The following is a 12,010-nucleotide window of genomic DNA, read 5'->3' on the forward strand; positions in this document are numbered from 1 at the left end:
TGTGTCCTTAATTTGTTATTGATTTAGATTAAAAGAAATACAGGCTACCGCACTTTTTTGTAAAAGTGAATAGACAAAAATAAGCTTTATTTGTACTCTTTGAAGGCTTTGGTGAATAGCTAAAGCAGAAGGAACAACACGAAAGGAGAAAACAATGAAATTTTTTAAACTTACCGCTATCACTGTAGCTTCAGTTTTTGCACTAACGGCTTGTCATCATCACAACCAAAAACACGATGAAATGATATTACAAGAACAAGCTACGCTAGGCATTAACTGGATGCAACAATCAGGCGAATACCAAGCACTTGCTCATCAAGCATTTAACATAGCAAAAATTGCATTTGATAACGCAAAAGTAAGCAAAGGTAAGAAAAAAGCAGTTGTGGTAGATTTAGATGAAACTATGGTGGATAACAGTCCATATGCTGGCTGGCAAATCAAAAATCATCACGCTTTCGATGGCGAAAGTTGGACTCGCTGGGTAAATGCTCGCCAAACACAAGCCATTGCTGGCGCCGTTGAATTTAATAACTATGTAAATAGTCATAAAGGTACCATGTTTTACGTATCAAATCGTAAAGACAGCAATGAAAAAGTTGCAACAATTGATGATATGAAAAAACTTGGCTTTACAGGTGTAAGCGAACAAACGCTCTTCCTCAAAAAAGACAAATCAAATAAAACACCTCGTTTCGAAGAGATAGAAAAACAAGGTTATGAAATCGTACTTTACCTCGGCGATAACTTAAATGACTTCGGTGATGCAACCTACAAAAAACCAAACGCAGAGCGCCGTGATTTTGTACAGGCTAACAAAGAAAAATTCGGTAAACAATTTATCGTATTACCAAATCCTAACTATGGTGATTGGGAAGGTGGTTTAGACAAAAATTACTACAAAGGCGATGCAAAAAGCCGTTTAGATATCCGTCATAATGCAATTAAAGCATGGGATGGTAAATAATTAAAAATAACCGCTTACTAGAGTAACTAGCAAGCGGTTAAATTTTTCTATTTTTGCAAAATTTAGTAGAAATTTAACCGATTGTTGTAGAAAAGATGAAAAAGATTAAGATTTAATTTCTCGAGAGGCAACTTTTTCAAGGGTCTCTGGTTGGGTATTCATAATAAAATCCCAGAGCATACCTAAACGAGCAAAAAATTCTCTAATCCGAACTTTTATATGACCTTCTGGATATTTTGCTGCAAAACATACAGCATCAATGTTGTGATATTTCGCAATAAATAATGCTCTTTCGCAATGAAATTGTTGTGTAACAATCACAAAAGGTTCTAATTTATAAACATCCCGTGCACGCACAATTGAATCTAAAGTGCGATAGCCCGCAAAATCTTGCATAATCTTTTCTTTTTTTACCCCCATTTGGCGTAAATCATTTCGCATTACTTTAGGTTCATTATAATAAGGTGTTTTATTATCACCGCTCACCAGTAAATGATTAACTTTACCACTTTTTAATAATGATATTGCGGCTTCTAGGCGATATTTATAATAGAGATTAGGTGTACCTGTTGAATAATATTTTGCAGTGCCTAATACAACCGCAGTGTTATATTTAGGTAGTTTTTCGACTTCAGTATAAATACGATCTTTAACGTAAAATCCTGTTGCACCATCAATAACTATAATAAATAACATTAAAATGATACTTGCCCATCCTATCAAAACAGCGCTTTTGGCAAAAAAATGTATACACCTTTGAAACAAAGGCGCTTTTACATTTTTGTTAGTGCTATTTTGTTGAGTTAATTCCATTTTTCTATGCATTTAATGAGTAAAAGTAATTAAGATTGCTGGAAAGCTGACAAATTTTTCAAACAAATGTTCAAGTCTCTAGCATAGCCTAGCTAACTAAAATTGCAAGTATGACCTTTGCTCAGAGTTTTAGACGTTTAGACGTCTAAAATCCCCTTGACAAATGCATTGCCTATCGCTACCTTACACATATTAAAGACGTTTAGACGTCTAAACTAGATAAAAACAAGCGGTCAAATTTCTACCTTAATTTGCAAACCTTAGGAATATCAATGGCTCACAGCATTACTCTTTTTCAAGATTCACCTTTAGCGTTAGCGCTTGGCGGCGAGTTATCCCCCGTTGAGGTAACATATCAAACTTATGGGAAACTCAACGCTGATAAAAGTAATGCAGTATTGCTTTGTCATGCCTTAACAGGTGATGCTGAGCCTTATAAAAATGCGCCTGAACAGGGCTGGTGGCAAGATTTTATCGGTGCAGGATTAGCTTTTGATACCGATCGCTATTTTTTTATTTGCTCTAATGTATTAGGTGGCTGTAAAGGTACTACAGGGCCTTCATCAATTAATCCTCAAACCAACAAACCTTACGGTAGTCTATTTCCTGTTGTCACAGTGCAAGATATGGTTAAAGTGCAAAAAGCTTTGCTAGACGCACTCAATATTCCTCATTTGCATGCGGTGGTTGGAGGCTCATTCGGCGGTATGCAAGCCACCCAATGGGGCATTACTTATCCCGATTTTATCGATAATATTATTAATCTTTGCTCTTCTCTTACATTAAGTGCTGAAGCAATAGGCTTTAATCATGTGATGCGCCAAGCCATTATCAACGATCCTAATTTCAATCATGGTGATTATTATGATAATTTACCCCCTGATAACGGTCTAAAAATCGCACGGATGTTGGGTATGCTCACCTATCGTACCGATGTTCAACTTGCGCGCGCATTTGGACGTGAAACTAAACAACAAAGTGAGATTTGGGGCGATTATTTTCAGGTAGAATCATACTTAAGTTATCAAGGGGTAAAATTTCTAGACCGATTTGATGCAAATAGCTATTTACGTTTATTGCGAGCGCTAGACTTATATGATCCTGCATTGGGTTATGCCAATGAACAAGCAGCGCTTCAACGGATTAAAGCTAAATATACCTTGGTTGGCGTAACTAGCGATCAACTTTTTAAGCAGATTGATTTACATAAAAGTAAACAACGCCTTGAAAATGCGGGTGTACAGGTCGATTACTATGAATTTCATTCTAACTTCGGACATGATGCGTTTTTAGTCGATTATGATTTTTTTGAACCAATGCTCAAGAAAGGCTTAGCGGGATAAACTTATCTCGCGAAACATTCCCTCATTTATCCAAAGTGACATCAGAACATTTTTTTATACACTTAACTTTCAAATTTTAGCTATAATAGACACTATTTTTATTCTAATTCTAAGAGAAACGATTATGGCTACTATTAAAGATGTTGCTAAACTAGCAGGTGTTTCAACAACCACTGTCTCTCACGTAATTAATAAAACGCGTTTTGTCGCAGAAGATACGAGTAAAGCGGTTTGGGACGCTGTTCAACAGTTAAATTACTCACCAAGTGCGGTTGCACGCAGCCTGAAAGTCAATACCACCAAATCCATTGGTATGATCATTACCACTAGTGAAGCGCCTTATTTTGCTGAAATTGTGTTAGCAGTAGAAGATTACTGTTACCAACAAGGTTATTCATTGTTTTTATGCAATACTCAAAATGAACCAGAAAAAATTCAAAACCATTTAGATATGCTGATCAAAAAGCGTGTAGATGGCATTTTAGTTATGTGCTCTGAATATACGAGGGATTCACTGGAGTTATTTAATGGCACCAATGTACCGATGGTAGTAATGGATTGGGGTAAAACCAACGAAAATAACGATGTCATTTTAGATAATAGCTTTGAAGGCGGTTATCTCGCTACACGTCATTTAATTGAAAATGGACACACCGATATTGGCGTTATCGCAGGCGAATTAACCAAAACTACGGTGAAAGAGCGTTATGAAGGTTTTGTAAAAGCTATGCAAGAAGCGAATTTACCAATTCGCCAAGAATGGGTGTTAGAAGGCGACTTTGAACCTGAAAGTGGCTTTGAACAAATGAACAACTTACTCCGCTTAGACAAATTGCCAACCGCAGTATTTTGCTTTAACGATACCATTGCACTTGGCGCTATTTCAGCATTAAGTGAAAAAGGGCTCAGTGTACCACAAGATGTATCAATTATTGGCTATGATAATATCCATTCATCACGCTTCTACTCTCCGCCATTAACGACGATTCACCAATCAAAATCTCGTTTAGGCGTGAAAGCGTTAAACTTATTATTAGAGCGAATTAAAACAGATAAATCACAATATCAACCGCAAATAATTGAGTTTCACCCTGAGTTAGTTTTACGTCGTTCTGTTCGTAATTTAAATAAAATTGATTAATAAGGAGTTGTATGCATGGAATTTTTAATTAGCTTTTTTAGTAGCTATGGTTACTGGGCTGTATTTTTAGTTCTTCTTGCGTGCGGATTTGGCGTACCGATTCCTGAAGATATTACACTCGTTTCTGGTGGGGTAATTTCAGGTTTAGGTTATACCAATGTACATTGGATGTTAGTAGTGAGTATGCTTGGCGTGCTTATTGGCGATAGCACGATGTATTGGCTAGGTCGTATTTACGGCGAAAAAATTCGTCAATTTCCTTTAATTCGGAATATCGTTACTGAAGAACGTTACCAAATGGTACAAGAACGCTTTGAAAAACAAGGCAATCGCCTATTGTTCTTAGCTCGTTTCTTACCTGGTTTACGTGCGGTAGTCTATCTGGTTTCAGGTATTACATGTCGTGTAAGTTATACACGCTTTTTATTAGTTGATTTTTGTGCTGCAATTATTTCAGTACCAATTTGGGTTTATTTGGGCGATTATGGCGCACAAAATCTTGATTGGTTACATGAACAAGTTAAAAACGGGCAACATATTATTTTTGCAGGTTTAGGCGTCATTGCTATTTACCTTGCATGGAAATGGCGTAAAGCCCGCAATAGCAAAAATGCTTAATAAAGTTGATAAAAAACCTCGAATTTCTGATTCGAGGTTTTATTTTATAGCCAGACATAGGATTGCTTTGATACCAATGCCCATCTGGTCCCTTATAAATTACTTTCCCTTTTGAATATTTAGACATATGCAATTCATTACCAATAGCAACAGGTCGCAAGAGTACGTTATTCTTTTTCCTAATACTTCAGTCAAACATTCTTCATGAGGATCACCACAATTATTTATAGCAAAATTATATGAATTACGTTCTCTTTTGTAGCATTGTTCCAATTTATCTTCTTGTTCTTTGGTTAAATTCAGAATTATACCAACACCTGAACGAAATTCTGTTTGTTAGCATAAGTTTTCGCTGATTCAACAGTATCCCACCCCTTAGGTCCCCAAGAATAATTAGTTCCATTTACATTTGATGATACATGCCCAAAAGATGATGCTCGCCAACCAACAGGTTCCCAAATTATTATCTCTGTATATAAACCTAATGGATCTCTCCAGTTTTGAACATTATCCCCAAGTCGATATAAATTCTCTCCACCAGCAAGCCCAATCGGATCCTGATTAATAAATCGCCCTAAAATCGGGTTGTAATAACGGAAGAAGTTGTAATGTAACCCCGTTTCTTTATCAAAATACTGGTTCTGTAATCTAAATGGTTGGTGAGCTGTGTGATTTTCACGGTTAGGTTTAAGCTGACCCCACGCGTAATAATTTCCACGCCAAATAATATTCCCTTGACTACCTGTCATTTCACACGGGATACCAATTGATCGCAGTGGAAGTAATTAACTACTTGCTCGCCGTTTTCAGTGTAAATTTGCGCCAAAGGCTCGTAGCTATTTGCGTGTGAATAGATATAAGTATAAGTGCGGTCGACTTTGTGATCGATTTCTTGAACAAGGTGCGAACCGTCCCACACAAATTCCGTTTGCAAATTTTCGTCCAAAATCGACCGCTTGTAAATTCGTCTGCTAAGTAAATCATATTTCTATTATAATTTAGCTAGTGGATTTTATTCTTTCTCTTAACTGAAATCTCACTCGCCACAAAAATAGTATTCCAATCATATAGCTTCCCCCTTATAAAAAACACAAAAAAATATAAAATAAAATATAAAATAAGACAGAACCAACATAAAGATAAGATTAACAATTATTTTCAGATAAGTATAATTACTTAGCCCTTTATTTGTATAAATAATATAAAATTGAACAAAAAACAAAATAATTGGGAAATATATAAACAATCCAACATCATCATTTATAACAAACCATAGAAGGTAATACAAAGGCTTATAATTCAAAGATAATGAAATAATAGAAACAACAATAACATAAGCAGAATTCACTATATTATATGGAATAAGGCTCTCATAAAATTTATTAATTAATTTCATTTAATACCACCTTGTCTTTCTAATTTTATATATTCTTTTTCTACTTCTGTTGCAAAATCTTGGCAATTATTAAGTAGAAAATTATATCCATCATCACCAAATCGTAATGCAGTGCCACATTTTCTCAAAAAAGTAGATTGACACTTAACTATTTTTTGCTGTTTTACATTTTCAACAGCTTGCCTCATTAATTTATCATCATAGTAAACATCAGAGCATTTATATTTATCTCTAGAGTTTTCAGAGAAAACCCCTGTTGTTGTAAAACCAATATTTTCATGTATTTACAAGGTCGGCTGAACAATGCTAACTTGAATATCTTTTTTGTTAAAAAAAATCGATAAGTTCATGATTGTCAAGCTCAAAAATAAATCTAATATTTTTTTCTGTTAACAAAAATGGAACTGTAAACTTTTCAGATAAAAAGCCAGTTACTACTGAATGCCTAGATCCGTCCTCATAGATAATCGTTCCATCTGTCCAACTACCAGTTTCATGCTTATACAATCGAAAAGAGGTAAAAAACTCTTCATCATTATAGACTGACACAATAACCTCTTTTAGAGCTTTCAAATTTTCTTCTTGAATTAAAACATCAACTTCGGTTTTCAAATAAGGTTTTAAATAAACCCGTAGTTGGTAATTAATATTTTTGCTAAGTGTTACATTTAGTAAGTTTTTAGTTTTAAACTTAAATTTTTCGTCTATTAATTTTTCATATGCATTACCTTCAACAATCATCCATGCAAGACTATTAACATCTCTATAATTACAAATATAAAAACCTACAAGAAGAGCAATAAAAAATAATGTAATATAAATCATGGTTGTATTTTTTAAAATAACAAAACCTAAAATTATAAAAAAGATTATCATTAAGGATACAATAATCATTATTTACCACCTATTTTATATTATTCTTTTTTGATCACCCCCCCAAATCCTAACAAGAAAAAATAAACTTAGCAAAAAAACAAAAGAGGAAATAAATATCATTAATAATATATTTATTAAAATATTTAATTCATTTTTCCACCCTAGGTAAAAACTTAATAAAAAACTAAGGACAACACCCATAAATAAAAAACCATAGGTTTCACCTGAGAAATTCCATAACACAAAACAATAAATGCACTAGAAAATAATAATATTAAAAAATAAAAAGAGATAAGTTTAAACATAACACCTCCTTATTTAGAAATAAATTGTAGTAACTGATTATTTTGCCGTTGTAATTCACGGGCTCTTTCAAGTAAATTTTTAGTTTCTGCCTTGCAATTATTAACTAAGAACCAGTTGGCATGTTCATTCTCAGGAATATTTAAATCATCAAATGCTTCATGGACATAATAATCAAAACTTCTATCAGCTACTCTTCCAGCTAGTCCTTCATCTAACGCTTGCTGAGCAGTAGTTAAATCTAATTCTTGATCTACATTCCACCCTCTTAAATTAGCATCATTTCCCCAACTATATGTCTTAATAATCCTTCCATTATTATCTGAAATAGCTACAAATGTATGTGTTATAGGATTTGCTCTAGATCTAGCACTAGAACCTAACACTGCAAGATCTCGGTTAATTATAAAAGTTTCAAGTCCTAAAGGATCTATCCAATGTTGAGCATTATTTGCAAACCGATATAAATTTTCCCCACCAGCAAACCCAATAGGATCCTGATTAACAAACCTGCCCAATATCGGATTGTAATAACGGAAGAAGTTATAGTGCAAACCAGTTTCTTTATCAAAATACTGATTTTGAAGTCTAAAAGGTTGGTGAGCTGTGTAGTTTTCGTGGCTTCGTTTGAGTTGCCCCCACACGTAATAGCTCCCTTTCCAAATGATATTGCCTTGACTATCCGTCATTTCTCTTGGAATACCAATTTGATCACAATGAAAATAATTTACTACTTGCTCGCCGTTTTCTGTGTAAACCTGCGCAAGAGGTTCATAACTATTTGAATTTGAATAAATATAGTTGTAAGTGTGGTCAATTTTGTGATCGATTTCTTGCACTAAATGCGAACCGTCCCACACAAAATCTATTCGTAAATTTTCATCTGAAACCGACCGCTTGTAAATCCGTCTACCAAGCGGGTCATAGCTGTATTCCTGGTTTTTCCTGCGCAACCTATTCCGCGGGTTTAAAACCGTTTTCTTTGGCTTTTTCCAACCAATAGTCGGTTTTTTCCGAATCTTGCGGAATATCTTTTGTGCCTTTGGAATAGATTTGATATAACGAAACAATTGCATTTGCATTATCATGCTCATTTGCCGCTTTTAAAAACCATGCCAACGCCTCTTTTTCTTGATGATTATGAAACAATTTATACCCTAATTTATATTGAGCTTTATCATTTCCTAATTCCGCGGCTTTTGTATAAAGCTCTACGGCTTTTTTGTCGTCCTTCTCAAAAACAGGCGCTCCATTATCATAAAAATTACCTAAAGTAAAATAAGCCTGCGGGTTTCCCCGCTCAATGCCTCAATTTAACCAATATAATGATTTTTCTTTATTTAAAAATTCACTGTCTGTAGCATACATAACACCTAAATTGACTTGTGCATTAGGCTCGTCTAATTTGGCGGCTTTTTCAGTCCAATATAATTCTTCCTTTTTTAAGCCGAGTAGCCCATAATATCCACCTAAATTAGTTAAAGCCATCTCATATGCCATAACTTGGCTAGGATCATTCACAACTTCCTTAGCCAATTGAATTGCTTTATTTATATCTTTCGGCACGCCTTCACCCACTAAATAAGCATAACTTAAATTTAACTTTCCTAAGTTACTTCCTTTATCAATAGCTTTTTTATAATAAGATATTGCCTTTTCTAAATCCTTAGGGATAGACACCCCATTGAAATAATAACTTCCTAAGTTATTTAGCGCCATTAGAGAACCCTTATTACTAGCTTTAAGTGTTAAATCAAATCCTTTTATAGGATCTTTATCCACAAATTCTCCTTCATTATAGAATTGAGAAAATATAGCTTCTGCTTCAACATATCCATCGTTCATTGCGCTTTTAATTAAACAGTATGACTCTTCTTGTTTAGATTTAGAAAAGTATTTATTCCTATATTCCAATCCGATGTTGGCTTTCTCCACTGAGTTAGCCTGTTTAAAATTAATTAGAATTTCTTCACAAGATTTATCTAATTCAGATGAAAAAACATTATTAGATATTAGCATTATTAGTAAATATATATTTTTCATATTTATTTCCTGTTTTTAAAAATCAGTACATTTTGTAAATTGAACACATTGTTTGGTGTTTGCACCTAAACCTGCTCCAGCTTGTATTCCGCCTAAAAGCGATTTACCTCCAACACCATCAATACAAGCAGATCCAGCAACGCCTCCCAAAACCGAGCCTGAAACACCAGCGCACATTGAATGCGATACTCCAGACGTTGTCCCAGCATCAGAAATTACACCTTGAAGGGATAAACTTCCCCCACCTCCAATTTCTACACCATCACATTTCGAGGCATAGGCACACACATTTACAGCGTTAGAATTTTTATTCTTGGTTAATATTGCACCGACTGCACCATTTAGTTTCTTGATCAAACTTATATCTAAATTTGTTTCCAAACCAATACTTCCTTCACTTTCAAAATATGCCTTTTCATGGATTTGTTGTAAAATTTGTTGCCCTTTTGCTTGTGTAGCTAACCCCTGTAGAGATTCTGCTGAACCAAAAGGGCAATTCGGCGTTAATCCTAACGGGTCAATTTTTGACTGAGCATTATTTGCAAATCGATATAAATTCTCTCCACCAGCAAGCCCAATCGGATCCTGATTAATAAATCGCCCTAAAATCGGATTGTAATAACGGAAAAAGTTATAATGTAGTCCTGTTTCCTGATCAAAATACTGGTTCTGTAATCTAAATGGTTGATGAGCTAAATAATGCTCACGATTTGATTTGAGTTGTCCCCTGGCGTAATAGCTTCCTTTCCAAATGATATTGCCTTGACTATCCGTCATTTCTCTTGGAATACCAATTTGATCGCAGTGGAAATAATTAACTACTTGCTCGCCGTTTTCCGTGTAAACTTGCGCCAAAGGCTCATAACTGTTCGGGTGGCTATAAATATAGTTATAAGTGCGGTCGGCTTTGTGATCGATTTCTTGCACGAGGTGCAAACCATCCCATACAAATTACGTTTGTAAATTTTACATTTTATGGTAAATTTTTTATTTTTTTATATGTATACTGATCTACATATAATTTTGAGGGATACCAATAATCCCCTTCATTATACTCAGCATCCAGATTATTTAGATTACATATATACTGACACTGCTCTTCAGTTTTTAATAACCCAAACTCATTTACAAGACAATTATCATCAACAATAATTGTTTTCTCTCCGTTTTTATTATCTGAAAAATAAATAGGATATCGACCATCAGTAATCGCTGAACCAATAGAACAACGAGGGTTCCATCCAACAAAAACTAAATTCTCTTCAACTTCACCATATAATGATGACAAATGAAATTTGTTAGTGTTATTCAATGGAATTTTTTTATCAGAAATATCTATCGATGTAAATATTGAAAAATAGTTAAATTTTTCTAAATAAGAAAAAAAACTTTTACTCTTCATATACAAAAATGTTGGTGAAAATCTATCTGTATGGTAGTAAGTCGATACACTATCACTAATACAATTTATATAATTTTCATCATTCCAATCCAAACTATCCCATAGTTCTGGAATAACTAAACATTTATTTCCCAAAACAAAAAAGTTTTTAAAAATTTCTAAGTATTCTATTCTATACATAATATACCTCAATCCGAACTAAGGATAACTTGGTAGTCTACCTTTACCATTTAAATTCACTGTAACAAAAGGATTTGGCTGATTCATATAGTGATGACCCGCAATTCTTTTATCTTCTTGCCAACGGCAAGTACATCCCTTTTCAGGCGGAAGCTGTTGTACTACAAATAAGATATAGTGCATTTCACCTGAGCCTGATCGAACTCCGTGAATTCCCCTTTGAGATGTCTTAGGACCTTGATATCCTACTGTACCTACAGGATACGGTTCACAAGGAGGACATTTATTTTTATCACATTCTTTTGTTATAGTAGGAGCAGAGGAAGTTGAGCTAGAAGATTTTTGAGATTCATCTATTGCTTTGATTGTACCGTCTACAGCTATATAGGTTGCCGTACCGAATAATAGCCCCCAAATAGCATATATTGGTATAGCAGGTACAAATAACCCTAATGGATCTGTTTGATTTTGAGCTGTTCCTTCAAGTCGATATAAATTCTCTCCACCTTGCAACCCAATTGGATCTTGATTGATAAACCGCCCTAAAATTGGGTTATAGTAACGTAAGAAGTTGTAGTGAAGCCCAGTTTCCCGATCAAAATACTGGTTTTGAAGTCTGAATGGCTGATGAACGGAATAATGCTCGCGCGTTGGCTTGAGTTGCCCCCACGCGTAATAGCTCCCTTTCCAAATAATGTTCCCTTGGCTACCCGTCATTTCACGAGGCACGCCAATTTGATCACAATGGAAGTAATTTACAACTTGTTTATCGCCCTCATTATAAACTTGCGCTAAAGGCTCATAACTGTTCAGGTGGCTATAAATATAGTTATAAGTGCGGTCGGTTTTGTGATCGATTTCTTGCACAAGATGGCTACCGTCCCACACAAATTCGGTAACTAATTCGTGTTGTTCACCAGTAATTTTT

The 12,010-nt window shown here is 34.6% G+C and carries 15 protein-coding genes and 1 pseudogene; 4 read left to right on the top strand and 12 right to left on the bottom strand.

The window, feature by feature from the left end:
- Window positions 1–154: 154 nt before the first annotated feature.
- Window positions 155–967 (top strand): 5'-nucleotidase, lipoprotein e(P4) family, encoded by an 813-nt coding sequence (locus F8M47_RS01370; protein WP_150538431.1) that lies wholly within the window; start codon window positions 155–157, stop codon window positions 965–967.
- Between the two features lie 105 nt (window positions 968–1,072).
- Here F8M47_RS01370 and F8M47_RS01375 read toward each other — a convergent pair whose 3' ends face one another.
- Entirely contained in the window at window positions 1,073–1,663 is a 591-nt protein-coding gene (locus tag F8M47_RS01375) for a SanA/YdcF family protein (protein ID WP_425292555.1), read from the bottom strand.
- A 389-nt stretch (window positions 1,664–2,052) separates the two neighbouring features.
- Here F8M47_RS01375 and metX point away from each other — a divergent pair, with 389 nt between their 5' ends.
- From metX to F8M47_RS01390, 3 genes are all read left to right on the top strand, one after another.
- Window positions 2,053–3,123 carry a homoserine O-acetyltransferase MetX gene (metX, locus tag F8M47_RS01380; protein ID WP_150538433.1) on the top strand — a complete coding sequence of 357 codons (1,071 nt, stop codon included), beginning with the start codon at window positions 2,053–2,055 and terminating at the stop codon, window positions 3,121–3,123.
- A 124-nt stretch (window positions 3,124–3,247) separates the two neighbouring features.
- Entirely contained in the window at window positions 3,248–4,264 is a 1,017-nt protein-coding gene (gene purR / locus F8M47_RS01385; protein WP_150538434.1) for an HTH-type transcriptional repressor PurR, read from the top strand.
- Window positions 4,265–4,279: 15 nt separating this feature from the next.
- Window positions 4,280–4,882: a DedA family protein gene (locus tag F8M47_RS01390; RefSeq protein WP_150538435.1), complete on the top strand. Its 603-nt coding sequence runs from the start codon at window positions 4,280–4,282 to the stop codon at window positions 4,880–4,882.
- 305 nt (window positions 4,883–5,187) lie between these two features.
- Here the strand turns inward: F8M47_RS01390 and F8M47_RS12335 are convergent, their stop codons facing one another.
- The 11 genes and pseudogenes from F8M47_RS12335 to F8M47_RS01440 form a co-directional block, all read right to left on the bottom strand.
- Complete coding sequence (locus F8M47_RS12335) at window positions 5,188–5,631, bottom strand: RHS repeat-associated core domain-containing protein (RefSeq protein WP_167509588.1); 444 nt, start codon at window positions 5,629–5,631, stop codon at window positions 5,188–5,190.
- Window positions 5,628–5,816: a hypothetical protein gene (locus tag F8M47_RS12015; RefSeq protein ID WP_167509589.1), complete on the bottom strand. Its 189-nt coding sequence runs from the start codon at window positions 5,814–5,816 to the stop codon at window positions 5,628–5,630. Before F8M47_RS12015 ends, F8M47_RS12335 begins: the two co-directional genes overlap by 4 nt.
- Before the next feature lie 458 nt (window positions 5,817–6,274).
- Entirely contained in the window at window positions 6,275–6,466 is a 192-nt protein-coding gene (locus F8M47_RS01400) for a hypothetical protein (protein WP_150538436.1), read from the bottom strand.
- 139 nt (window positions 6,467–6,605) lie between these two features.
- Window positions 6,606–7,172 (bottom strand): hypothetical protein, encoded by a 567-nt coding sequence (locus F8M47_RS01405; RefSeq protein WP_150538437.1) that lies wholly within the window; start codon window positions 7,170–7,172, stop codon window positions 6,606–6,608.
- 296 nt (window positions 7,173–7,468) lie between these two features.
- Window positions 7,469–8,410, bottom strand: a complete 942-nt coding sequence (locus F8M47_RS01410; RefSeq protein ID WP_483189293.1) for an RHS repeat domain-containing protein — start codon at window positions 8,408–8,410, stop codon at window positions 7,469–7,471.
- Between the two features lies 1 nt (window position 8,411).
- On the bottom strand, window positions 8,412–8,606 hold the full coding sequence (locus F8M47_RS12185) for an SEL1-like repeat protein (RefSeq protein ID WP_150538439.1): 195 nt from the start codon (window positions 8,604–8,606) through the stop codon (window positions 8,412–8,414).
- 42 nt (window positions 8,607–8,648) lie between these two features.
- Window positions 8,649–8,762 (bottom strand): annotated as a pseudogene (locus F8M47_RS12410) (hypothetical protein); the annotation flags it as partial.
- Between the two features lie 3 nt (window positions 8,763–8,765).
- Window positions 8,766–9,500 (bottom strand): tetratricopeptide repeat protein, encoded by a 735-nt coding sequence (locus F8M47_RS01425; protein WP_150538440.1) that lies wholly within the window; start codon window positions 9,498–9,500, stop codon window positions 8,766–8,768.
- Window positions 9,501–9,515: 15 nt separating this feature from the next.
- Entirely contained in the window at window positions 9,516–10,427 is a 912-nt protein-coding gene (locus F8M47_RS01430) for an RHS repeat domain-containing protein (protein WP_244298034.1), read from the bottom strand.
- Between the two features lie 46 nt (window positions 10,428–10,473).
- Window positions 10,474–11,082 (bottom strand): hypothetical protein, encoded by a 609-nt coding sequence (locus F8M47_RS01435; protein ID WP_150538442.1) that lies wholly within the window; start codon window positions 11,080–11,082, stop codon window positions 10,474–10,476.
- Between the two features lie 18 nt (window positions 11,083–11,100).
- The coding region (locus F8M47_RS01440) for an RHS repeat domain-containing protein (RefSeq protein ID WP_150538443.1) at window positions 11,101–12,010 on the bottom strand (910 nt) is incomplete at its 5' end.

This window comes from Actinobacillus vicugnae (assembly GCF_901687125.1).
Lineage (GTDB): Bacteria > Pseudomonadota > Gammaproteobacteria > Enterobacterales > Pasteurellaceae > Actinobacillus > Actinobacillus vicugnae.